Below are 22,437 nucleotides of genomic sequence, written 5' to 3' on the forward strand. Positions count from 1 at the left end.
ACGGCGGGCCAAGACAGGGTCGGTCACACCTAAGACCCCCCTCGGGCAACCACCGGCGAACCATCCGAACGCCAAACCGCAATCCGTTTCCAAAAAAGGAGGAACGATCATGTCGGAACATGACAAGAAACTAAACGTCACACGCCGCGGGCTGCTGGGTGCATCTGCAACTGGCGCCGTGCTGGCCGGGACCGGTCTGGGCAGCACCCTGATGACCGCCAAAGAGGCCAGCGCCGCCGCTAATGCTCATCTGGAGCCCGGCGAGTTGGACGAGTACTATGGCTTCTGGTCCTCGGGCCAGACCGGTGAGCTGCGCATTCTGGGCGTGCCCTCGATGCGTGAGCTGATGCGGGTGCCAGTATTCAATCGCTGTTCGGCCACCGGCTGGGGTCAGACCAATGAGTCGCTGAAAATTCTGACCGAAGGCCTGCTGCCCGAAACCAAAGAGTTCCTAGCCGCGAACGGCAAGGTCACCTATGACAACGGGGACCTGCACCACCCACACATGTCTTTCACCGATGGCACCTATGATGGTCGTTACCTGTTCATGAACGACAAGGCCAACACCCGTGTGGCTCGCGTACGCTGCGACGTGATGAAATGCGACAAGATCATCGAGATCCCGAACGCACACGATATTCACGGCCTGCGTCCGCAGAAATATCCACGCACCGGCTATGTCTTTGCCAATGGCGAACACGAGGCACCGCTGGTCAACGACGGCCAGATTCTCGACGATCCGTCGCAATACGTGAACATCTTCACCGCCATCGATGGTGATACGATGGAGATCGCGTGGCAGGTGATGGTCTCTGGTAACCTCGACAACACCGACTGCGACTATCAGGGCAAATACGCCTTCTCCACCTCATATAACTCGGAAATGGGCATGAATCTGGCCGAGATGACCGAGAATGAACTGGACCACGTGGTCGTATTCAACCTGAAAGGCATCGAAGAGGCCGTTGCTGCCGGCAACTATCAAGAGTTGAACGGCGTCAAGGTCGTGGACGGGCGCAAAGAGGCAGGCGGCAACCTGACCCGTTACATCCCGATCCCGAACTCGCCGCATGGTGTGAACGCCGCGCCCGACAAGAAGCATATCATGATCAACGGTAAGCTTTCGCCGACCGTGTCCGTGATTGATGTCGAAAAAGTGGACGCGCTGTTTGCAGACAACGCTGACCCGCGTTCCGCGATCGTGGCTGAACCGCAGCTGGGTCTTGGCCCGCTTCACACTGCGTTCGACGGTAAGGGCAACGCCTACACCACCCTGTTCCTGGACAGCCAGGTGGTGAAATGGGACATCGCCAAGGCCATCGAAGCCTATGGTGGTTCGGACGTAGATCCGATCCTCGACAAGGTGGATGTGCAGTATCAGCCCGGCCACAACTCGACCTCGATGGGTGAGACCGCCGAAGCCGATGGCAAGTGGCTGATTTCGATGAACAAGTTCTCGAAAGACCGCTTCCTGAACGTGGGTCCGCTGAAGCCTGAAAACGAGCAGTTGATCGACATCTCGGGCGACAAGATGAAGGTAGTTCATGATGGCCCGACCTTCGCGGAACCGCACGACTCGATCCTTGTGCACCGGTCCAAAGTGAACCCGGTCAATGTCTGGGATCGAAATGATCCGATGTGGGAAGATGCCCGCAAACAGGCCGAGTCCGATGGTGTTGATCTGGACGAAGGTGCCGAAGAGCCCATCCGGGACGGCAATAAGGTCCGCGTCTACATGACCTCGACCGCGCCAGTTTTCAGCATGGAGAAGTTCACAGTCAAACAGGGTGATGAAGTAACCATCTATGTCACCAACCTGGATGACGTGGATGACGTGACCCACGGGCTGTGCCTGTCGAACTTCGGTATCGCAATGGAAGTGGCACCACAAGCCACCGCGTCTGTCACCTTCATCGCCGACCGTCCTGGTGTACACTGGTATTATTGCCAGTGGTTCTGCCATGCGCTGCACATGGAGATGCGCGGCCGGATGTTTGTTGAGCCGCGGAGCGCATAAGCAATGCGCTGGTCCCTGCTCATACCGCTCCTGCTCGGCTCGCCCCTTTGGGCGGCGGACTGGGATGTGCCCAACCGGGCGGGGGCCATCAACGAGATACTGGCGCAGGCGGCGGATGGAGACACCCTCCGCCTGAGCCCCGGTGTTTATACTGAAACGTTGGTTCTGGACCGGCCCGTCACCCTTGACGGGCTGGGACAGGCCACCATCGACGGACAAGGCCAAGGCAGCGTTATCACCGTGACCGGGCCGGGCGTGACGGTGCGCGGGCTGACGGTGATCGGCTCAGGCTCGGACCATGACGGGATCGACAGCGGAATCCAGCTGACCAAGACGGCATTCGCACCGGTGGTCGAGGATAATGTCCTGCTAGGCAATCTCTATGGCATCGACATCCACGGTGCGAAAGACAGCATCGTGCGGCGCAACCGGATCGAAGGACGACAAGACCAGCGCATGAACGACCGCGGCAATGGCGTCTATGTCTGGAATGCGCCGGGTGCGCGGGTTGAAGACAACGACATTCGCTATGGCCGCGACGGGATCTTTGTGAATTCGTCGAAGAAGAACACCTTTACCGGCAACCTGTTCCGCGATCTGCGTTTTGCGGTGCATTACATGTACGCGGACAATTCAGTGGTCAGCGACAATGTCTCGATCGGTAACGATCTGGGCTACGCGGTGATGTTTACGACCAATGTGACCGTGGCCAACAATGTCTCGATTGGCGACCGCGAACATGGCGTGATGCTGAACTATGCCAACAAGAGCGTCATCACCGGCAACGTTGTGAAAGGTGCGAAAGAGAAATGCACCTTTCTGTATAACTCGAACAAGAACGAATTCACCGACAACTGGTTCCAGGGGTGCGGCATCGGCATCCATTTTACCGCTGGTAGCGAGCGCAATCGCATCGTTGGAAACGCCTTTGTCGGCAACCGGACACAGGTGAAATACGTCTCGACCAAGTGGGTCGAGTGGTCTGAGGACGGGCGCGGAAATTACTGGTCCGATTTCGCCGCCTTTGATGTGGACGGCAACGGCATTGCCGATGCCCCCTATCGCCCCAATGACTCGATGGACCATGTGCTGTGGACCCAACCCGCAGCCAAACTGCTGCTCGGCTCCCCTGCCGTGCAGCTGGTGCGCTGGTCGCAATCGGCCTTCCCGGCGCTGCTGCCGGGGGGTGTGATGGACAGCAATCCACTGATGCAAGCCCCTGAACCCCCAGCAATGAAAAAGGTGCCTCATGACGGATAAGGCCCTGTCAATCGACCATGTTCTCAAGGACCGAGGCAAAACCCGCGTCCTTGACGACATCACCCTGTCTCTTGCCTCTGGACAGCGCGTTGCGCTGCTGGGCCATAACGGCGCGGGCAAGTCGACGCTGATCAAATCCATCCTCGGCCTGACGCCGATCAACGGTGGAACAATCCGGATCGGAGAGGCAACCCCGGGCAGCGCGCAAGCGCGGCGCGAGACGGCCTACCTTCCCGAGGCAGTGTCGTTCCACCCTGCCCTGACCGGACGCGAGCAACTGACTCTGTTTGCGAAACTGTCCGGCGCAAAAGCTGATGTGCCCGGCCTTCTGGAACGCGTTGGCCTGAGCGACGCGCTGGACCGCCGGATTGGTGCCTATTCGAAAGGCATGCGGCAGCGATTAGGTCTGGCGCAGGTGCTGCTGGGCCAGCCAAAAGTGGCGCTGTTAGATGAGCCGACAAGCGGCTTGGACCCGATTTCCCGGCAGGATCTTTATGCCATCATCGACGAGCTGGCTGCGCAAGGCACCGCCGTACTGATCGCATCCCACGCGCTCACCGAGGTCGAGGCTCGCACCGATTTGATCGCTATCATGCGCAAGGGTCAGATGGTCGCCGACGACACGCTGAACAATCTGTCGGCTTTGGCCGGTCTACCGATCCGCTTGAAAGTACGCGCCAGCGTCAATGCTGATGCCTTGGCCGCCGAATTGGGCGGCAGCCGCATCAACGGCGCGTCGGTGGAACTACTCTGTAGCCCAGCCGACAAGATGGAAGCCCTGCGCCGCATCGCTGGCATGGGCGACGCGGTGGCGGATGTCGAGATGACACCGCCGAATCTGGAAGACCTCTATCGCCATTACGCACAGGAGGAATTGAAATGACCCGCTTCCTCGCCGTCACCCGCACCGAAATGCTGATCCTGAGCCGCAACCGCTGGCTGCTGGTTGCGACATTGATCATGGTGCTGTTCGCTTTAGCCCTTACATTTGCGGGCAGCGCACCAACCGGCACACTGGGCGTGGACATGCTGACCGTCTCGGTCGCGTCGATGACCACCTTGTCGGTCTATCTTGCGCCCTTGCTGGCCCTAATGATCTCGTTCGACGCGATTGCAGGCGACTTGGATCGGGGCAGCCTGTCGCTGCTGTTGTCCTACCCGGCGGGTCGCGGGGAAATCCTGTTGGGTAAGTTCACCGCCCATCTGGCGGCGCTGGCCTTTGCCATGGCCGTCGGCTTCGGCACCGCAGGCGCGGTGGCCGCGTTCTTTGGCGGCGCAGGGCCCGAAAGCCTAATGGCACTGGCGCGCCTCATCCTCACTTCGATCCTGTTGGGCGCCGTGTTTTTGGCGCTGGGATACCTTCTGTCTGCCCTGGCAAAGGGGGCCACGGCGGCGGCGGGTTTGTCGGCCGGGCTCTGGCTGGTTTTTGTCGTCCTCTATGATCTGGGCCTGTTGGGGGCCGTCGTCATGGACAAGGGCGGCACCTTCACCCAATCCGTCTTTCCATGGGTGATGGTGGCCAACCCGGCCGACGCATTCCGACTGTGGAACATCGCCGCGACCGAAGGCGTGGCCATGGCATCCGGCATGACCGGGGCTGCGCAAGCCCTTCCCGTCTGGGCCGCGCCTGCGTCTCTGCTGATCTGGCCCGTGGTGGCCTTCGCCCTTGCCCGGCTTGCATTCCGGAGGGTTGAACCATGAAACGTCTCGCGCTGATCGCGCTGGTCGCGCTGGCGGCTTGCAAGGAAGAGGTCGCCGAAGCCCCCGATCCGGTCGATCTGACCCCAGATGCGCTGAGTTTCTTCTGCCAGATGAACATCGCCGAGCATGGCGGACCCAAGGGACAGATTCACCTGGAAGGCTACCCAGCCCCACTGTTCTTTGCGCAAGTGCGGGACATGGTGGCATATCTCAAAAGTCCGGAACGTGACGCGAAAATCACGGCCGTTTATGTCAGCGATATGGGAATTGCGCCAAGTTGGCGCCAGCCGGGGATATCCAACTGGATCGCCGCAAATGACGCGACCTTTGTCGTCGGCGGCAATGTGGCCGGGGGCATGGGCGCGCGCGAGGTGGTGCCGTTTGCCAATCCCACTGACGCTCAGACATTTGTTGACACTTACGGCGGGACGGCGATGCCCCTTCCAGACATCCCCGATGCAGAAGTGCTCGGCCCTGTTGATCTTGATCTGTCGTTGGAGACCCCTGTATGACCGCCCTATCCCGCCGTCGATTTCTGTTTATCTCAGCCGCGTGTGCGGCGGCGAACCCGGCATGGGCCTCGGACGCGCGATGGAATGGAACGGCGTTGGGTGCTGCTGCAAGTTTGCGGCTGGTTGGTTTGTCGAACACGGATGCCGCACCGATCATTGCTGCTGTTGAAGCGGAAATTTCCCGACTGGAAGACATCTTTAGCTTGTACCGCCCAGACTCGCAGCTGAGCCGGTTGAACCGGGACGGTGTACTTACTGCTCCGGCTCAGGAATTGTTGAATGTGTTGAGCTTGTGCACAGCCCTGCACCAAGCTTCGAAAGGTGCGTTCGATCCAAGTATTCAACCGATGTGGTTGGGTTTGGCGAACGGGGCTCGCCCCAAAGACTTGATTGAGGCTCAACGCCTGGTTGGTTGGGAAAAAGTGTCTTTTGACGCGTCTAATGTGCGCCTTCCGGATCCGGGCCAATCGGCCTTGACGTTGAACGGCATCGCGCAGGGTGCCATCACCGATCGCATCGCTGCTCTGCTACGCGACTTTGGCTTGCGAGATGTTCTGGTAAACATGGGAGAGGTCGCCGCTTTGGGCACGCGAGGCGATGGAACGCCTTGGAAAGTTGGGTTGGCCAAACCGGATCAAAGGGTGTTGAAACGCATTGCGTTGCGGAACCGCGCCGTTGCTACGTCGTCATCCTTGGGCACACAGCTAGGTCACGGGCTTGGACATATCCTCACCTCTGCAGGGCCAGTGCGCCGCAACAGAACAGTTTCGGTTTCAGCACCGAACGCAAGCCTAGCAGATGGGCTTTCAACCGCCATATGCGCCGCCCCAGACAGTCACGCAGAGGAAATTGTTCAACGGTTTCCCGGCACCCGGATTGAATTGAACGCCTAAGAAAGCCGCCAAAGTGTCAAAGTGATCAATAAAATTTCTGAACGAATATGACTTGGATCAAGTCAGATTCGCGACTTGGCGGTTACCAAAACAAACACGCGAACAAAAAATGTCCACATTCGAGTCACCAGCCATGAGCCAGATGACGAGTAGACGCGCTTTTCTCAGCGCGCGCATACTTAGGGAAGATCGCGATGCGATCCGCCCGCCGGGCGCGGCCGTTTCGGACTTTGCAGATCTGTGCACACGCTGCGAGGATTGCGCCTCGGCTTGCCCCGAAAACGTCATCACATTCGATGACGGTGGTTTTCCCACTCTCGACTTTTCCGCAGATGGTTGCACCCTATGTGGAGACTGCGCCCAAGCGTGCCCAACACTTGCGCTGTTGCCCGAACGTGTGGCCCAATGGCCGTGGCGTGCACAAGTTGATGCGGCAAGCTGCCTGTCAATGAACGGGGTCAGCTGCCGCGTATGCCAGGACAATTGCGAGCAAGACGCCATCCGCTTTCGTCTGCAACTGGGCGGACGGGCGGAGCCTGCGCTTGATACCGAAGTCTGTATCGGTTGCGGAAGCTGCTCTGCTGCCTGCCCCGCCGGGGCCATCTCGATGCACCGCCCCACCCCACAACACCCGGAGGTGACCTAATGAATATCTGTGGCTGTCTCGTCCACATCGCCCCAGATCACACCGACGCCGCGCGTGCGGCAATGACTGGAACCCAAGGCGTCGAGCTTCATGCCGAAGCCGAGGATGGCCGGTTTGTAGTGGTTGTCGAGGATACCGCTGAAAAGCTGGCCTCGGACACCATTATGGATCTGCACCAGATCCCCGGCGTGATCTCTTTGTCGCTGACATATCACCATTTCGAAGATCCGGCGGAGACATCTCCGCAATCAAATGCCCAAAGCCAACCGACCAGCAGGAGGCCCATGCAATGACTGTTTCTGAATCCCGTCGTACTTTTCTAAAGGCATCCGCCGCTGCCGCAACGGCCTCGGCCGCTGGCATTCCGATGGCCGCCGGTCAGGCCAATGCGCAGGCCGATGCGCCCGATATTCGCTGGGACAAGGCCGCTTGCCGTTTCTGCGGCACTGGATGCTCGGTTCTGGTTGGCACCAAGGATGGCCGCGTTGTCGCCACACAAGGCGACCCCGACGCACCCGTGAACCGGGGTCTGAACTGCATCAAAGGCTATTTCCTGTCCAAGATCATGTACGGCGAGGATCGCCTGACCACCCCACTGCTGCGCAAAACCAACGGCGAATACGACAAGAACGGTGAATTTGAGCCCGTCAGCTGGGATGAAGCCTTTGATGTCATGGCCGCCAAATGGAAAGAGGCCCTGGCCAAGAAAGGCCCGACCAGCGTCGGCATGTTCGGCTCGGGCCAATGGACCGTCTGGGAAGGTTACGCTGCGGCCAAAATGATGAAAGCAGGCTTCCGGTCAAATAATATCGACCCCAATGCACGCCATTGCATGGCCTCGGCTGTTGTGGGTTTCATGCGTACCTTTGGCATCGACGAGCCGATGGGGTGCTATGACGATCTGGAACACGCCGATACCTTCGTGCTGTGGGGTTCGAACATGGCCGAGATGCACCCGATCCTGTGGTCGCGCCTGACGGATACGCGCCTGACAAAACCGGGATGCGAAGTGCATGTACTGTCGACCTTCGAGCATCGCTCGTTCGAACTGGCCGACAACGGAATGGTGTTCGAACCACAGACAGACCTGGCAATCCTGAATTATATCGCCAACTACATCATCCAGAATGGCGCGGTGAACGAGTATTTCGTGCGTAACCACGTCAATATCACTAAGACCGCAACCGATATCGGTTATGGCCTGCGTGAAACCAATGCGTTGCAGCAGGAAGCCGCGAACCCGAACTCGGGCAAGCTGGAAACCATCAGTTTCGAGGAATACGCCGAGGCTGTCGCACCCTACACGCTGGAGTACACTTCCGAGCTGTCCGGCGTCCCTGCGGATAAGCTGGAAAAACTGGCGCAGCAATATGCAGACCCAACACGCAAGGTCATGAGCCTGTGGACCATGGGCTTCAACCAGCACACACGCGGGTCTTGGGTGAACTCTCTGATGTACAACGTGCACCTGCTGGTGGGTAAGATATCGGAACCCGGCAACTCGCCCTTCTCGCTGACCGGTCAGCCCTCGGCCTGTGGCACCGCGCGTGAGGTCGGCACCTTTGCCCATCGCCTGCCCGCCGACATGGTCGTCGCGAATGATGAGCACAGGGAAATTTGCGAAACCGCTTGGAACATTCCGGCTGGCACCATCCCGCCAAAGCCCGGCTTCCACGCCGTGTTGCAGCACCGCAAACTGAAAGATGGTGAGCTGAACGCTTACTGGGTTCAGTGCAACAACAACATGCAGGCTGCGCCCAACATCAACGAAGAAGGCTATCCCGGTTACCGCAATCCGGAAAACTTCATCACCGTATCTGATCCTTATCCGACAGTTACGGCGGTGTCTGCCGACCTGATCTTGCCCACCGCGATGTGGGTCGAGAAGGAAGGTGCATATGGCAACGCGGAACGCCGCACCCAATTCTGGCGTCAACAAGTCAAGGCGCCGGGCGAAGCGAAATCCGACCTGTGGCAGTTGATGGAGTTTTCGAAACGCTTCACCGTCGAAGAGGTCTGGGGCGAAGAGCTGCTGGCCAAGATGCCCGAACATCGCGGCAAGACCATGTATGACGTGCTGTTCGCCAACGGCAAGGTTGACCAATTCCCGCTGTCCGAAACTGCGGAAGGCTTCGACAACGACGATGCCGAGCATTTCGGTTACTACGTCCAGAAAGGTTTGTTCGAGGAATATGCCGATTTCGGGCGTGGTCATGCGCATGACCTTGCTCCGTTCGACATGTATCATCAGGCACGCGGCATGCGTTGGCCGGTCGTGGATGGCAAGGAAACGCTCTATCGCTTCCGCGAAGGATATGACCCCTACGTGCCCGAAGGCGCGGATGTGAAGTTCTACGGTCACAAAGACGGTAAAGCCAAGATCATCTTTGCGCCGTACGAACCTGCCGCCGAAGTGCCCGATGAGGAGTACGATCTGTGGCTGTCAACGGGCCGCGTTCTGGAGCACTGGCACTCGGGCTCGATGACTCGCCGGGTTCCGGAACTGCACCGCGCTTATCCGTCGGCTGTGGTGTACATGCACCCAGAAGACGCGCGTGATCGCGGCTTGCGGCGCGGGCAAGAGATTGTCCTGTCCACCCGTCGCGGGGAAGTCACCAGCCGAGTGGAGACCCGAGGCCGGAACAAGGTGCCGCGTGGTTTGGTCTTCATGCCCTGGTTCGACGAGCATCAGTTAACCAACAAACTGACGCTGGACGCGACCTGCCCGCTTTCGAAAGAGACCGACTTCAAGAAGTGCGCCTGCAAGGTCGAGCGCGCGTAACCAGCAAGGATTGTACGGGTAATTCCCATGCCTCTTGTCGACACACCCCTTTCGCCGCAACGGCGCCGGTTCCTGCAGGACTCGGCCCGCGCGGCGGGCGGCTGCGTTGTCGCCGGGTCGGTGCTGGCCTATCTGGCCCGCGACGCCCGCGCGCTGCCAGCCGAGGCTTTGCGCCCGCCCGGCGCATTGCCGGAAAAGGAGTTTCTGTCGGCCTGCATCCGCTGCGGTCTGTGTGTGCGGGATTGCCCCTACGACACCCTGAAGCTGGCCGAACTTGGATCGGATGCGGTAGCAACCGGAACGCCGTTTTTCACCGCGCGGGATATTCCCTGCGAAATGTGCGACGACATTCCTTGTGTGGCCGCATGTCCAACAGGGGCATTGGACCCCGGGTTGGACAATATCGACGATGCCAAAATGGGCGTCGCGGTGCTGGTCGATCAAGAGAACTGCCTGAACTTCCTCGGCCTGCGTTGCGATGTCTGTTACCGCGTTTGTCCGGTGATTGATGAAGCGATCACGCTCGAGACCGAGCATAATACTCGATCCGGTCATCACGCGCTGTTCATTCCGACCGTCCATTCCGATCGCTGCACTGGCTGCGGCATGTGCGAAAAAAGCTGTGTTCTACCAGAAGCAGCCATCAAGGTTCTGCCTACGCGGCTGGCGCGTGGTAGTTCGGCAGAACACTACCGGAAAGGCTGGGAAGAAAAGGCTGCCAAGGGCGCGCCGGTTGTCGAAGGGATCATTGATTTGCCCGACCGTTTGCCAGGACCTGGCACCGACAACTTGGTTTCTCCGGGCGGGTTTGCCCCCGGATATGAACTACCCGGAGTCGGACAATGAGCGCCCGCACGCATATGCCTGTAGGTCACGAGGCAGTCGAAAGCAAAGGTTGGATCGGCGCACATCGCTATCTGTTATTGCGCCGCGTAAGTCAGCTGTTCTTTCTGGTTCTGTTTCTGCTGGGTCCGTGGTTCGGCATATGGATCGTGGAAGGAAACCTGGCGGGGTCGCTGACGCTGGGCGTGTTGCCCCTGACAGACCCTTTCATCCTGTTGCAAAGCTTCGTTGCGGGTCATTTGCCTGAGGTGACGGCACTGATCGGCGGGCTGATCGTTTTGGCGGTTTATGCGCTGATCGGCGGTCGGGTCTATTGTTCCTGGGTTTGCCCTATCAACCCGGTGACGGATGCCGCGAACTGGCTGCATCGCAAGCTGGATCTGCCCAAAGGTTGGCAGCCCAAGCGCAGTTCGCGCCTGTGGGTTCTGGCAACTGTCTTGCTTGTGTCGGGCCTGAGCGGTGTGATCGCGTGGGAGCTGGTAAATCCGATCACCATGCTCCATCGCGGACTGGTTTTCGGCATGGGTTTTGTTTGGGCCATGATTGCCGCGATCTTTATCTTTGACGTGATTGTCTCACGTCATGGCTGGTGTGGTCATCTGTGTCCAGTCGGTGCGTTCTATGGCCTGATCGGGTCAAAAAGCCTGCTACGTGTAAGCGCCACCAATCGCGCCGCCTGTGACGACTGCATGGATTGCTATGCGGTCTGTCCGGAAAATCAGGTGATCTCACCCGCGCTGAAAGGCAAGTCGGGACACACGCCACTGATCCTGTCACCCGACTGCACAAACTGCGGACGTTGCATCGATGTCTGCGCAGTCGACGTTTTTAACTTTACTCACCGGTTTGACGACCACGTCGTTCAACCTTCCGATCCAGTTGCCGCGCCTGAACCGCGCGCTGCCAGACCTATCTAGGGGAGTGCCAAGATGAAAAGATCAATCGTTACAGGCGGAATTGCCCTTCTACCCGTATTGTTGCTGAGCGGATGGGCCCTCGCGCAATCCGCACAAGTTGAAACCCTGCGAGGCGCGGACGTGGACGAACCGATCCCGCTGGATCAAATCCACAAAAATGTAGAAGGACGGATGCAGCGCAATTATCGCCAGCAGCCGCCGCTGATCCCGCACTCGATCGAACAATATCAGATCGATGTGCGCACCAATCAGTGCCTGTCCTGCCATGACTGGTCCAAAGCTGGCGAGAGAAATGCACCGACCCTTTCGATGACCCACTATCTGGACCGCGAAGGCCGCGAGTTGGATCGCATCGCAGGAACCCGGTATTTCTGCAATCAGTGCCACGTTCCGCAAGCGGACGCGCCGCCGCTGGTCGATAACGTGTTCCAGCCCTCAACTGGCAACTGATTCAACTCAAGACTGAAAGGAGCAGCGACATGGCAGACTCCCCCGAAAAACGCGGCTTTTTAGGTCGACTGTGGAACGCGATCTGGACACCGGCGGTAATGTTCAGCTCGGGCTTTCTGATCCTTGCAGGATTTCTGGCCGGTATCCTGTTCTGGGGTGGGTTTCACTGGACCCTGGAATTGACCAATACAGAAGAGTTTTGTGTTTCGTGCCACACCATGGAAACGAATCTGGGCGAATACCGCGAGACGATCCACTACAACAACCATTCCGGTGTGCGTGCGATCTGTTCCGATTGCCACGTTCCGGATGAGTGGAACCACAAGATCAAAGCCAAGATCATGGCCGTGAAAGACGTCTATCACGAGCTTGCCGGAACCATCAGCACGCCCGAGAAATACGAGGATCACCGGCTGGCAATGGCCTCGGCGGTGTGGAAAAAGATGAAAGCGTCCGACAGCCGCGAATGCCGCAACTGTCACAACTTCGACTATATGGACTTTACCATTCAGGAAACCCGCGCCGCGTCGGAACACCAGCGCGCTATCGACACAGGCATGACCTGTATCGATTGCCACCAGGGTATCGCGCACAGCCTGCCGCCGAACTACCTGGAAACATATGAGAATGTGACCGCGGGACTTGAAGGCGAAGTTCTGGAAGAACATGCGACCGCATCTGGCGACGATATCCGTGACTTCCTGAACAACAGCTCGAATTGAAGGGGGAGCGGAGATGCTAGAGATACTGGGAACGATAGGCGGCAACATCCTAAGCCTGCCCGGCATTCTGGGGCTGGCCCTTGGCATGATGACCCGCAAGCTGTGGCTGGGCGCGGCATTGGGTGGCGCAGTCGGTATATTCGAAACGCTGGTGTTTGCTGGCTTTCAATTCGCGCAAGTCGAAGGTTTAGAGCTTGTCATCGCCGTCGTGGTCGGTGTCTGCGCAGGCAGCTTGGGCACGGCCATTCGACTCAAGGGTTCTACGGCCTGACATAGATCCGGTTCCGCCACCCCGGCGGGACCGACACACGCCAACAGACCTTAGGGCTCAATCTGGATTCAATCCAAGGAAGTTAAACAGGTCAGGAAACGGGTAGTCCTGCCTGTCGGCATCCGCCCCAAAAGCAAGAATGCCGGATTGGCGGTCTGCAAATGTGCCGTCTGAAAAGTAGGGCAAGCTTTTGTCGTATCTGGACAACGTTTTCTCCGAAATGCCATGCGTTCTTTTCATGTAGTGCGTCAGACGTTTCTTCGGAAAATTCTCAGCCGCGATTTCATTATGCACATCATCAAGTCCGAAGTGCTTTAGAAAAGCCAAAAGGGACAGGGTATAGATCTCTTCTATTTCGCGGGTCGTGTTGGCCCAGGGTTTGACTGGTCCTGTAAAGTGAACGTAACGGGGGTTCAGCAAAGCTATGATCTTGCCCGGCAGGTATGAGTGCTGCCAATTCCACGATGGCGACAACTCTAGCCAGTTTCCGTCCACAGCAATGTTAAGTGCGCTTTGGTCGGCCAAGGGCAGAGGATCACTCGCACCAGTCAACGCGCCAAGCGCCTTTTCAAAGATGTTTTCCGCAATCAAAGCCCTGCTGTTGACGAACAGCATACCGGCATTGAAGTACTTTTGCTGCGCGCCTGCAGGTAATAAATTGAAGTCTGCGTTTTTCCAGAACCGGCCCTGCGTCCAGCGGGTGTTATCGGCCACGGCCGCAATGGGCTGTTCAAAACCCTGCAACTGCATCAGGTCTGACGGCGACCCCCAACGTTGCACGATGTCATTATCAAGATACAGTACAAATTCGTGCAAATGAGACAGATCGCCTAGTGCTTTTAGCCTGAGCAAAGTCGCCTGGGACACGTAACCATGCGACTTGAATTTTTCGGGCGGGACAATATCGTCCAAACAATAGACGATCCTGAAATATCTTGAAAACAGAGTTTCCAACCGCGGATCTACCTGAGCCGAGACATAAAGGTAATGCTGAATCTCGTTGGTCGTGTCGAGCAAGAATGATCGCACCAACGCATAGGCCGCCTGCCAAATCTGGTTTTCGTCCGTGCACAGCACGACAGCCATTTTTTTGTCGCTGGTCATCCGACACAATCCTGCGGGTCATAACTTGAACGCAAAAATGGGCCGAAAGGTATCGAGAGCGATAGGCTATCAATCATATTGACCAAGTACTTTTTGCATCGCTAGGATTTTGGGTGCGCCGCGTCGCTTGAACTTGTCGGGGAAGACGAAGGCGAACCCGATTTCATCCGCAAGAGCGTTCAGATCGCGCTCGATCTCCTGATCAGAGTGCGCAAACCTACGGGTACGTTGGAAGTCATGGAATAGATCTCCCGTCTTGGGAAAATCCGGGTTCTCAAACGTGCCCGGTTGCCAGTGGAGGTCCTCGATAATGTAAATCCCACCATCCTTGAGTTTTGGCCACATCTCCAAAAGCGCGAATTGCTGATGATGCGAGGCGTGCGAAGCGTCGTCGATGATCACATCAAAGGGCTGTTCAAACTGGGCCGCTGCAGCTTTGATGTTCTCACGCTTTTCCATATCGCATTGGACGAAATCAAACCTAGGCCCCTTGCGCCAAGAAAAGTCCGAGATATCCAGACCCGTGACATGAGCATGTTCGAAATATTCCAGCCACATATCAACCGATGGAACGCGATCCGTTTCACGGTCTGCCCGACGCCCCCGCACCTCGGGGCCACCGCGCAACAACCCCATTTCAAGCAACCGAATAGGCTTGTCCCGAAGCGGGTGAAACAGAAGCTCGTACAGCCGCGTGTAACCATGAGCCAGATCCGTCAGTCCCTTGTCGGTACCGTGTTTTTTGGCCAGCTGGGTGAGATTGGGCATTTTTGGGGCCGCGCTCCGTGAATTCAGACTTGTGATCATCCCTACTGCATTGAGCGAGGGCCGGGTATTTGTCAATCAGCGATCCTGTTGGCCTTGAACGCTGTTTGGGTCGAGTACCTCGTAGCGTTCTAATTCAACACGCGGCCTCGTTCTTTGTCATTGGGTTGCCGCAATTCATTTCTTAACCGATTTCAATTGGCAAGCTGAGCAGCAAAAACGAACCTGTGGAACGGGATTCCCCCTTTCCAATATCGCTTTGATACCCTGACTCACTATTCCCAACTGAAGGCAGCAAAGGCGGGTTGAAATTTCAACAGGATTTCTTCAAACAAGATAACTCGTTAACGAAGTTGCCCTTGCGTCAAGCGCCTTCTAAAAAATCCTCTCTATTTTTGCCTATGCAAATACAATATAAACTGTGGGGACTATGAGGGGAAAAATATGGGCGGGATCGCAAGACTATGACGCGGGTCCTTGAGGCAAAACGTATTTCCAAAGTTCTAAATCTGGCCGGTCTGACGGATCATTTATCGATGTTCCGGCAAGAAGGCGTGGACGACCAGCTTTTGGACGATCTGACCGACCCGGAACTGCGCGACCTTGGGTTGAGCGTTGGGGAAAGAAAAAGGTTTCGCAAAGCTCAGGCGGAACTCAAAAGCAAAGACGCGTCAAGCCGAGATGGAGTAAAGTCCGAGGCCGAACGAAGGCAACTGACTCTGGTCTTTTGCGACCTCGTCGGATCCACGCAGCTTGCACAGCGCTATGATCCCGAAGACCTGATGCAGATCATGAATCTGTACTTGGATACAGCCATCGGCACCTTGAAACAGCATGGCTGTCATCTGGCCTATCGTCAGGGCGATGGCATCATGGTGTATTTTGGGTATCCCAAAGCAATGGAAGACGACGCTGAGCGGGCTGTAAGGGCAGTTTTGGAAACCATCGAGGCTGTTCAAAACCTGGACAACAAATTCGGCGAAAAGCTTAATCTGCGTGCAGGAATCGCAACCGGAATGGTCGTTGTTGGCATCGTGTCCTCGAAAAGCCTTGGGTCTGAGGAATTTTTGGTTGGCGAGACGGCGAACCTTGCGTCCCGGTTGCAAGGGCTGGCCAAGCCTGGTGAGGTGATCGTCTCATCAGAAACAATGCGGCTGACACAGGGAACGTTCGAATTCGAGCCGCGCGGTAGCCATGATTTGAAAGGGTTCGAAGACCAGCGCAAAGTCTTTTGCGTGCTCAAGGAAACCGTATCTGCCAGTCGATTTGAGGCCCGGACCGGACAATCTGCAGTCAAACTGGTGGCACGGCAAGACGACCTGTCGACTTTGACTCAGCTTTGGTCGGCAGCACAGGAAGGGGCCGGCAGAATGGCGCTTGTCGGCGGCGCGGCAGGTATAGGCAAGTCGAGACTGATCAAGTCGCTGTCTGAAACGATCGGGGTCAAACCGCTTACCCTACAATGTACGCCACACCTGACCAGTCTACCTCTACACCCTATAATAAACGAGTTACGACGTGTGTCAGGCGACCAATCCGACGAAAATATCCAGGCTGCGGTAACAGGTTTTGTTCAATCCGCCTCGCGTGTGAACGAAACGGACTTGCCCGTCCTGCTGGATTTGGCAGGTGTCGACTCGGGCGCGCCCGCCGAACCTGATCCGCTGAAAAAGGCGCGGAAATCCATGGATGTGCTTCTGCGCAGCCTTGCCAGCATATGCGACAGGCGCGGCACGTTGCTGTTGGTTATAGAAGATGTTCACTGGGCAGATGCCACCACATTGGATTTTCTGGACACACTTGCTGCCAATCTGGCAGGTTTCCCGGTACTTATGGTTCTGTCACACCGGCCTGAATACGAGCCGCCAGAGCATTACCTGGACAAGGCGGCAACCGTCGATCTGTCACCGCTTGCAAGGACAGAGGCATCCGAGTTGGTACGCCGTGTGGCCGAGCCCTTTAGTCTGCCAGTTATTCTGATCCGTCAGATCATTGAAAAAGCGGATGGGGTTCCTCTGTTCATTGAGGAAATAACAAAGGCGGTTCTGGATCAGCTACCCGCCGACGCGCCGATCAATGCCGAGGTGCTGGATGCGCTGAGCGTTCCATCCACGCTGCAGGATTCGTTGATGTCACGCCTTGACAGAATGGAAAACGCCAAACCTGTTGCGCAGTTGGGATCAGTCATCGGGCGCAGCTTTTCAGCACGCATGATCGACGCGGTCGCCCAGGACAGCATGGATGTCGACAAAGCCTTGCTGGAATTGATGGCGGCCGGTGTACTGTTGGCGACCAGCGACGAAGGGTCCGCCACCTATACGTTCAGCCACGCGCTTGTTCAGGATACCGCCTATAACTCTCTGCTACGCGACGATCGTCAAAAACTGCATCTGAAAATTGGCAAAGCCCTACTTGAAAAGCACAAGGCCTTTGGCAACCCAGCCCCTGACACCATCGCGCATCACTGCGATTTGGGTGGTTTAAAGGACGAAGCTGTCGCCCACTGGTTCACCGCAGGCGAGCAAGCCCTGTCCCGACTCGCGAACTTGCCCGCGATCTCAGCCTTTCGGGCGGCGCTGCGCAATCTCGGGTCCATGCCCGCAACTGCCGAACGTGACGGGTTCGAATTGCGCGTTCAGATGAACATTCTGCCCGCTTACATGGCGATCTATGGCTGGTCTGCTGATCAGGTCGGAGAGACAGCCGCGCGCGCCATGGAGCTTGCTCAGTCTCTGGGTGATGGAGAGACGCTTTTCGCTGCAACCTTCTGCCGTTGGACCAATTTCTTTGTTGGTGGCCAAATGAATCACGCAATGGAGATGGGACAGGCGCTGGATGCGATGGCTGGAATGACCGGGGATCCGGTTGCCAACGTTCTCACCGCCCGCGCGCTGAGCTTCACCCATTACTTCCGTGGTGAGTTCGCCGAATGTGAGCGTCAGCTTGACCGGGCCTTTGCCCTGATATCGCCAGAACTTGATATGGCGATGATGCCGATGACGCAGTCTTCGACCATGGCTTCGCTGTTGGCGATTCAAGGATGCCTGCTATGGCAGCAAGGTAAGTTCGACAAAGCTGAAACTGCGCGTCTTAAGTCCATTGAAGTCAGCAGGGCGCTGAACCACGCGCCCAATCTGGTCTATATCATGGGTGCCTGCTGCATGTTCCTGCCTTACGCTGGTGAGTGGGACAGGATGGACGTAACGATGAAGGAAGCCCGCAAGATCGCAGATGAGGAAGGGTTCCTGTATCTGCACGCCATGCAGGACATCTATATGGGTCTTGCACAGGCCGGGAAAGGCGACCTTGCTGATGTGCCCGAACAGATCGAAGCGCGCATGAACCTGATTTCGAAATCAGGCGGCAACTTCACTTTCCCGCAGAATCAGATCGTATTGTCGGAAATAATGATCGATCATGGTGACCTCGATAGGGCGCTGGACCGGCTCGAGGCGGTCTGCGCACCCGGCTGGGAACGCGGAGAAACGCTAAACAAGCCTGAATATCACCGCGTGCGAGCCAAGGCCTTCGCGGCAAGCGGGAAAATAGATGCAGCCAGGGCTGAAGCCGTGCAGGCACTAACGCTGGCGCGCAGCATTGGGGCTATTGTGCAGGAAGATCGGGCCAGACAATTTCTGGACCAACTGACCGAAAAAAATTGAACAAAACCAAGTGAACCGCCAAATATGGCGGCAAAACCAAGAGGGATTTGACATGACCGATGCATTGGACTGGGGCGACGCCCAGTGGAACGCCGTGAACAAAGCCGTCCATGATGAGGCGCTCCGCGCGCGGGTGGCCGCAAGTTTTCTGCCACTATACGGGCCGCTCCCCGCTGATACACAATCGGTCCCGCTGAACCGGCTTGAACTGGTCGACAACGAAAACGGCACTGCAAAACGCCTTGGTGTCAACGACTTTGACACCACGCGCCTGACCACTGTGTCTGTGAACGTCTATCTGAAAAGCGCGCAGATGGCCGACCCCGAGCTGTCCGCGGCGTTGATCATGTTCCGCCGTGCGGCTGCGATTGTGGCACGGGTCGAAGACGACATCATCTTCAACGGCCAACCGGGCACCGGGCAAGGTCCCAAACCCAACTCTAGCGCGCCCACCTCTTTGCCACCGATCTATACCGTCAGCGGCGGCGGCAAATACGAAGGCTTGCTGGAAGCGGGTGAGACATCTTCTGGTTCGTCGTCAGCAAAGAAGACAACCTACACCGGCACCAAAGTGTTCGAAGCGGTGGTTGCGGGTATCAATGAACTGGAATCGCGCGGGTATCTGGGCCCCTATGCCTGTGTGATGGGCAATGGCCTGTTCCAGGCCGTGACGACGCCGCTGGAAAACTCGATGGTGCTGCCGCGGGACAGCATTCTGCCGTTTCTGGATGGTCCGTTGCTGCGCTCGGGCACCCTGCCCGCGAATAACGCAGCGCTTGTGTCGCTACAAGGCGCACCTGTTGAAATCGTGGTGCCATCTGAAATCGCGGTCAAGTACTTGCAGACTTCGTCGGAAGGTGAGCATGTCTTCCGTGTGCAACAGAAATTCCGCCTGCGGATCAAGGAAGAACAGGCCATCTGCACCCTCACCTGCTGACCGGAGGCTTGGCTGTGCGCGAGTTTACAGACCGGGGTGTAACCCTGCGCTGGTCAGAAACGATCAGTGCAACCGGTGACAAGCGAGCTTTGATAGAAGCTGGACCATCCGTTTCGCCTCATGACACAATGCGGCTGATCTGTTCACCGGATGGCGGCCCCGAGCGGGCCATTCGCGGCTGGCCTTTGAGCTATGATAAGAAAACCGGGCTTCAGCGCTTTGCGGCAACCCTTCCCTCGGTAGCACAGGACAAGACACTTTGCTGGCGTCCGGTATTGACGTCTGGCGGCCATGAGTATGACCCAGGACCGGACACTGCCCCCAAGACAGCACCGGTGCAAAAGCCAAACCCCGCGCCACAACCACCGGTTTTGGACCATATCGCCAAGTTCGTTGTCCCCTTCGCCAGCGATTTCCACCCTTCGGGCGAGACGCCGGACGGGGTTTGGTTGCATTTCGCCATCAAGGAAGGCGGTACGGTCGAAGGCCCTCATTTGAATGGGGTGATTGAACCGGTTGGAGGCGACTGGATGCGTGTGCGTCCTGACGGCGTGGGGCTTCTCCATGCCAAAGCGCTGATCAAGCCAGCGGACGGCGGCGCTCCGATCCTGTTTGAAGATACCGGCATGTGTGAGTTTGGCCCCGATGGTTATGCCGCACTGTTGAAGGGGAACCTGCCTGCGTCGGCCCCTGTGCGGGTGGCGTCGCGCTACCTGACCTCGAACCTGCATTACAGCTGGATGAATCGGGTGCAGGGGTTTGGCATTGGCGAAGCCAGCCTGTCGGACATAACCCTGCGCTTTGACGTCTATTCCGCGAAAGGAACATCAGATGGCTGAAAAGGTTGTCATTCTTGGGGGTGGCGTGGCCGGCATGAGCGCCGCGCACGAACTGATCGAACGCGGTTTCGAGGTTGAGATCCACGAACGCCAAATGATCCCCGGCGGCAAGGCACGCAGTATCCCTGTGATGAAGGGTGAAGGCGATCACGGCTCGAAGGCAAAGCATATCAAAGCGCTGGAGAATTGGGCCGAGATGGACGGGGCCAGCTATCCGCCCGGAGTGAAACGCCCATGGTTGCCAGGCGAGCATGGGTTCCGGTTCTTCCCGAACTTCTATCGACATATTACCGACACGATGGCCCGTACGCCTTATTACGACAAAGGCACGTGCTTTGATAATCTGGTGCCGACCACTCAGGTTCTGGTCAGTCAGTTCGACAAGCCCGGCATCATTGTACCCGAGCGATTTCCTCGCACCCTCAAAGACGTGGCGGATGCGTTCAAGACAATTGCCTTCGCGCTCTCGCCAAGAGACCAGATAGCATATGAGGATGTCGAGCATTTCGTTGCCTGCATGTGGCGGATAGCGACGTCCTGCAAGGAACGCCGGTTCGACGAATATGAACGGATCGGATGGTGGGATTTCATCGGGGCGGAAGACCGCTCGGAAGCCTATCAGAAATTTCTTGCCATCGGCCTGACACGGTCTCTGGTGGCCGCTAAAGCCACGACTGCCAGCACCAAGACCGTTGGCGACATTGCCGTGCAGCTGCAGTTGGGCATTGCCACGCCTGAACCGCATTGCAACAGGTTGCTGAACGGACCGACCAACTTAGTATGGATTCAGCCTTGGCTGGATTACCTCAAAAGCAAGGGGGTCGTTTACAAGTTCGAGTCCAAGGTAACAGGCATCGAATGCCGAAACGGGCGGATTACCGGTGCGACGGTTGAACAGGATGGCAAAGAACAGAACGTAACAGGCGACTGGTTCATCAGTGCCATGCCGATCGAGCGCATCGCGCCACTTCTCACGCCCGAGATGATGGCAGCCGATCCGGCGCTTGCCAAACTGCCACTGCTAGCAAACGACGTTCAGTGGATGAACGGTATTCAGTTCTATCTGACCAAAGAGGTCACACTTACAAACGGGCATGTGATCTTCATCGATAGCCCGTGGGCTCTGACCGCCGTGTCGCAAAAACAGTTTTGGCCGGGGATCAACTTTGACAACTGGGCTGAAGGCAAAACCAAAGGCCTGCTTTCAATTGATATTTCGGAATGGGACAAGCCGGGCTTGAACGGAAAGACCGCGCGCAATTGCACCCGGGAAGAGATTGCAAAAGAAGTTTGGGAGCAGCTCAAACGCAGTCTCAACGTGGATGGCGAGACTCTGCTGCGGGATGAGGATATGCACTACTGGTTCCTTGATCCCGACATCGTGCAGGACCCCGAAGATCCCAAACGCCAAAGCAATGTGGAACCTCTGCTGGTCAACCGCATCAACAGTTGGCGACTGCGGCCAGATGCGGCCACGCTGATCCCGAATTTCTTTCTGGCCTCCGATTATGTGCGCACCTTTACTGACCTTGCCACAATGGAAGGGGCGAATGAGGCCGCGCGCCGAGCAGTCAACGCGATCCTGCAACGCAGCGGATCGGATGCCGAGCCCTGCCAGATCTGGGACCTGCACGAGCCTGATATCCTGAAACCGCTGCGCGCCTATGACTACGCGCGTTATCAAGCGGGTCTGCCGTGGGACAACAGGTTTGCTGTCGCGGTCGAAGCTGCACTGAAAATGGGCCAAGACACCGCAGGGATTGATCGCGGTGGTGACGGGCCATTGGCAGCCATCGGTGAACCGGCTGCAGAGTATTCAAAACCCGGCGGTATCATCGAAGACCCGGCCATTGCCGAAGCGCTGCGCATGATTTGCCCGCCAAAAGAACTGTTTGATCTGATGGCCAGCTATGAACCAACGGCAGATCTTCCGATACCCGGAGATGAGGTTGCCGAAGATGTGGCCTATGATCTGGGCCGGGACAGCGGTCAGTCTGATGTGCTGTCCAGAGCCCTGCCGATAACGGATGCACCCTTTGCCTCTGCTGGAACCGGGTTTGCCCCCGCCAGCGCGCAGAGCAGCAAACCTCGCGTGATCATCACGCAGAAGGGTTAA

General features: G+C 57.4%; 20 protein-coding genes. 18 read left to right on the plus strand and 2 right to left on the minus strand.

Annotated features, from left to right (window positions below; genetic code table 11):
* Nucleotides 1-109 precede the first annotated feature (109 nt).
* From nosZ to GS630_RS02565, 14 genes are all read left to right on the plus strand, one after another.
* Nucleotides 110-2,017 carry a TAT-dependent nitrous-oxide reductase gene (gene nosZ / locus GS630_RS02500; RefSeq protein WP_171621110.1) on the plus strand — a complete coding sequence of 636 codons (1,908 nt, stop codon included), beginning with the start codon at nucleotides 110-112 and terminating at the stop codon, nucleotides 2,015-2,017.
* Between the two features lie 3 nt (nucleotides 2,018-2,020).
* On the plus strand, nucleotides 2,021-3,277 hold the full coding sequence (locus GS630_RS02505; RefSeq protein WP_171621087.1) for a nitrous oxide reductase family maturation protein NosD: 1,257 nt from the start codon (nucleotides 2,021-2,023) through the stop codon (nucleotides 3,275-3,277).
* Nucleotides 3,267-4,160, plus strand: a complete 894-nt coding sequence (locus tag GS630_RS02510) for an ABC transporter ATP-binding protein (protein ID WP_171621088.1) — start codon at nucleotides 3,267-3,269, stop codon at nucleotides 4,158-4,160. The genes GS630_RS02505 and GS630_RS02510 overlap by 11 nt, the downstream gene beginning before the upstream one ends.
* Nucleotides 4,157-4,978, plus strand: a complete 822-nt coding sequence (locus GS630_RS02515; RefSeq protein WP_171621089.1) for an ABC transporter permease — start codon at nucleotides 4,157-4,159, stop codon at nucleotides 4,976-4,978. The genes GS630_RS02510 and GS630_RS02515 overlap by 4 nt, the downstream gene beginning before the upstream one ends.
* Entirely contained in the window at nucleotides 4,975-5,490 is a 516-nt protein-coding gene (locus tag GS630_RS02520) for a nitrous oxide reductase accessory protein NosL (protein ID WP_171177189.1), read from the plus strand. The genes GS630_RS02515 and GS630_RS02520 overlap by 4 nt, the downstream gene beginning before the upstream one ends.
* Nucleotides 5,487-6,383 carry an FAD:protein FMN transferase gene (locus tag GS630_RS02525; RefSeq protein ID WP_171235081.1) on the plus strand — a complete coding sequence of 299 codons (897 nt, stop codon included), beginning with the start codon at nucleotides 5,487-5,489 and terminating at the stop codon, nucleotides 6,381-6,383. Before GS630_RS02520 ends, GS630_RS02525 begins: the two co-directional genes overlap by 4 nt.
* 133 nt (nucleotides 6,384-6,516) lie before the next feature.
* Nucleotides 6,517-7,029 (plus strand): ferredoxin-type protein NapF, encoded by a 513-nt coding sequence (gene napF, locus GS630_RS02530; protein WP_171177307.1) that lies wholly within the window; start codon nucleotides 6,517-6,519, stop codon nucleotides 7,027-7,029.
* On the plus strand, nucleotides 7,029-7,322 hold the full coding sequence (locus GS630_RS02535; RefSeq protein ID WP_171177194.1) for a chaperone NapD: 294 nt from the start codon (nucleotides 7,029-7,031) through the stop codon (nucleotides 7,320-7,322). The genes napF and GS630_RS02535 overlap by 1 nt, the downstream gene beginning before the upstream one ends.
* Complete coding sequence (napA, locus tag GS630_RS02540) at nucleotides 7,319-9,811, plus strand: nitrate reductase catalytic subunit NapA (protein ID WP_171621090.1); 2,493 nt, start codon at nucleotides 7,319-7,321, stop codon at nucleotides 9,809-9,811. Before GS630_RS02535 ends, napA begins: the two co-directional genes overlap by 4 nt.
* A gap of 27 nt (nucleotides 9,812-9,838) precedes the next feature.
* The gene (napG, locus tag GS630_RS02545; RefSeq protein WP_171177198.1) at nucleotides 9,839-10,657 is read left to right on the plus strand and encodes a ferredoxin-type protein NapG; all 819 of its coding nucleotides are present in this window, start codon (nucleotides 9,839-9,841) and stop codon (nucleotides 10,655-10,657) included.
* Entirely contained in the window at nucleotides 10,654-11,571 is a 918-nt protein-coding gene (gene napH / locus GS630_RS02550; RefSeq protein ID WP_171177200.1) for a quinol dehydrogenase ferredoxin subunit NapH, read from the plus strand. Before napG ends, napH begins: the two co-directional genes overlap by 4 nt.
* A 12-nt stretch (nucleotides 11,572-11,583) precedes the next feature.
* Nucleotides 11,584-12,021: a nitrate reductase cytochrome c-type subunit gene (locus tag GS630_RS02555; RefSeq protein ID WP_171235076.1), complete on the plus strand. Its 438-nt coding sequence runs from the start codon at nucleotides 11,584-11,586 to the stop codon at nucleotides 12,019-12,021.
* A 29-nt stretch (nucleotides 12,022-12,050) separates the two neighbouring features.
* Nucleotides 12,051-12,743 (plus strand): NapC/NirT family cytochrome c, encoded by a 693-nt coding sequence (locus GS630_RS02560; RefSeq protein ID WP_171177204.1) that lies wholly within the window; start codon nucleotides 12,051-12,053, stop codon nucleotides 12,741-12,743.
* A 13-nt stretch (nucleotides 12,744-12,756) separates the two neighbouring features.
* Nucleotides 12,757-13,014: a hypothetical protein gene (locus GS630_RS02565; protein ID WP_171177206.1), complete on the plus strand. Its 258-nt coding sequence runs from the start codon at nucleotides 12,757-12,759 to the stop codon at nucleotides 13,012-13,014.
* Nucleotides 13,015-13,071: 57 nt separating this feature from the next.
* Here GS630_RS02565 and GS630_RS02570 read toward each other — a convergent pair whose 3' ends face one another.
* Nucleotides 13,072-14,118, minus strand: a complete 1,047-nt coding sequence (locus GS630_RS02570; protein ID WP_171621091.1) for a glycosyltransferase — start codon at nucleotides 14,116-14,118, stop codon at nucleotides 13,072-13,074.
* Between the two features lie 69 nt (nucleotides 14,119-14,187).
* Nucleotides 14,188-14,886 (minus strand): class I SAM-dependent methyltransferase, encoded by a 699-nt coding sequence (locus tag GS630_RS02575; protein WP_171177210.1) that lies wholly within the window; start codon nucleotides 14,884-14,886, stop codon nucleotides 14,188-14,190.
* A gap of 461 nt (nucleotides 14,887-15,347) precedes the next feature.
* Between GS630_RS02575 and GS630_RS02580 the strand changes: the two genes are divergently transcribed.
* The 4 genes from GS630_RS02580 to GS630_RS02595 are packed head-to-tail and all read left to right on the plus strand — an operon-like array spanning nucleotide 15,348 to nucleotide 22,437.
* A complete protein-coding gene (locus GS630_RS02580; protein WP_171621092.1) occupies nucleotides 15,348-18,545 on the plus strand; it encodes an adenylate/guanylate cyclase domain-containing protein in 3,198 nt (1,065 codons plus the stop codon).
* A gap of 52 nt (nucleotides 18,546-18,597) precedes the next feature.
* A complete protein-coding gene (locus GS630_RS02585; RefSeq protein ID WP_171177214.1) occupies nucleotides 18,598-19,482 on the plus strand; it encodes an encapsulin in 885 nt (294 codons plus the stop codon).
* A gap of 14 nt (nucleotides 19,483-19,496) precedes the next feature.
* Nucleotides 19,497-20,321, plus strand: coding sequence for a DUF3237 domain-containing protein (locus tag GS630_RS02590; protein WP_171177216.1), 825 nt, complete (start codon nucleotides 19,497-19,499; stop codon nucleotides 20,319-20,321).
* Nucleotides 20,314-22,437 (plus strand): FAD-dependent oxidoreductase, encoded by a 2,124-nt coding sequence (locus tag GS630_RS02595; protein WP_171621093.1) that lies wholly within the window; start codon nucleotides 20,314-20,316, stop codon nucleotides 22,435-22,437. Before GS630_RS02590 ends, GS630_RS02595 begins: the two co-directional genes overlap by 8 nt.

Origin of the sequence: Ruegeria sp. HKCCD7303, from assembly GCF_013111185.1 — a bacterium.
Lineage (GTDB): Bacteria > Pseudomonadota > Alphaproteobacteria > Rhodobacterales > Rhodobacteraceae > Ruegeria.

Bases quoted from the DNA above. Each gene is read 5' to 3' on its own strand.
- nosZ (WP_171621110.1), top strand. From the start codon at position 110: ATGTCGGAACATGACAAGAAACTAAACGTCACACGCCGCGGGCTGCTG.
- GS630_RS02505 (WP_171621087.1), top strand. From the start codon at position 2,021: ATGCGCTGGTCCCTGCTCATACCGCTCCTGCTCGGCTCGCCCCTTTGG.
- GS630_RS02510 (WP_171621088.1), top strand. From the start codon at position 3,267: ATGACGGATAAGGCCCTGTCAATCGACCATGTTCTCAAGGACCGAGGC.
- GS630_RS02515 (WP_171621089.1), top strand. From the start codon at position 4,157: ATGACCCGCTTCCTCGCCGTCACCCGCACCGAAATGCTGATCCTGAGC.
- GS630_RS02520 (WP_171177189.1), top strand. From the start codon at position 4,975: ATGAAACGTCTCGCGCTGATCGCGCTGGTCGCGCTGGCGGCTTGCAAG.
- GS630_RS02525 (WP_171235081.1), top strand. From the start codon at position 5,487: ATGACCGCCCTATCCCGCCGTCGATTTCTGTTTATCTCAGCCGCGTGT.
- napF (WP_171177307.1), top strand. From the start codon at position 6,517: ATGAGCCAGATGACGAGTAGACGCGCTTTTCTCAGCGCGCGCATACTT.
- GS630_RS02535 (WP_171177194.1), top strand. From the start codon at position 7,029: ATGAATATCTGTGGCTGTCTCGTCCACATCGCCCCAGATCACACCGAC.
- napA (WP_171621090.1), top strand. From the start codon at position 7,319: ATGACTGTTTCTGAATCCCGTCGTACTTTTCTAAAGGCATCCGCCGCT.
- napG (WP_171177198.1), top strand. From the start codon at position 9,839: ATGCCTCTTGTCGACACACCCCTTTCGCCGCAACGGCGCCGGTTCCTG.
- napH (WP_171177200.1), top strand. From the start codon at position 10,654: ATGAGCGCCCGCACGCATATGCCTGTAGGTCACGAGGCAGTCGAAAGC.
- GS630_RS02555 (WP_171235076.1), top strand. From the start codon at position 11,584: ATGAAAAGATCAATCGTTACAGGCGGAATTGCCCTTCTACCCGTATTG.
- GS630_RS02560 (WP_171177204.1), top strand. From the start codon at position 12,051: ATGGCAGACTCCCCCGAAAAACGCGGCTTTTTAGGTCGACTGTGGAAC.
- GS630_RS02565 (WP_171177206.1), top strand. From the start codon at position 12,757: ATGCTAGAGATACTGGGAACGATAGGCGGCAACATCCTAAGCCTGCCC.
- GS630_RS02570 (WP_171621091.1), bottom strand. From the start codon at position 14,118: ATGACCAGCGACAAAAAAATGGCTGTCGTGCTGTGCACGGACGAAAAC.
- GS630_RS02575 (WP_171177210.1), bottom strand. From the start codon at position 14,886: ATGCCCAATCTCACCCAGCTGGCCAAAAAACACGGTACCGACAAGGGA.
- GS630_RS02580 (WP_171621092.1), top strand. From the start codon at position 15,348: ATGACGCGGGTCCTTGAGGCAAAACGTATTTCCAAAGTTCTAAATCTG.
- GS630_RS02585 (WP_171177214.1), top strand. From the start codon at position 18,598: ATGACCGATGCATTGGACTGGGGCGACGCCCAGTGGAACGCCGTGAAC.
- GS630_RS02595 (WP_171621093.1), top strand. From the start codon at position 20,314: ATGGCTGAAAAGGTTGTCATTCTTGGGGGTGGCGTGGCCGGCATGAGC.